This window comes from Natrialba sp. PRR66 (assembly GCF_034808065.1).
Lineage (GTDB): Archaea > Halobacteriota > Halobacteria > Halobacteriales > Natrialbaceae > Natrialba > Natrialba aegyptia.
The window spans coordinates 1-268 of record NZ_JAXHGN010000128.1 but is presented as its reverse complement, the minus strand read 5'-3'; the positions used below and the strand labels follow the sequence as shown (position 1 = coordinate 268).

Annotated in this window: 1 pseudogene; it reads right to left on the bottom strand. The window is 69.8% G+C overall.

Annotation, left to right across the window (positions count from 1 at the left end):
- Positions 1-119 precede the first annotated feature (119 nt).
- Positions 120-268: pseudogene (locus tag SM755_RS24635) on the bottom strand (lycopene elongase); the annotation flags it as partial.

Sequence of the window (268 nt, the reverse complement as noted above, 5' to 3'; positions counted from 1 at the left end):
CGACCGCGATGGTGAACCGGTGCTCGCGGACGAGTTCGTCGAGGCGCGCCTGCACGCGCTCGCGACCGGAGGGGACGGTCGTCGCATCGGCCACCGACTGCGACGCCGACGGCGAGTCCTCAGACGCCATTCGTGAGCCTCCAGAGCGCGCCGAGCGTCAGGACGATCCCGATCACGGTGTTCAGGTACGGGAACCACCAGTACGCGCGGTCGACCGCGATCTTCGACCGGGAGACCCACGCGACGAAGACCGGGTAGACGGCGAGGG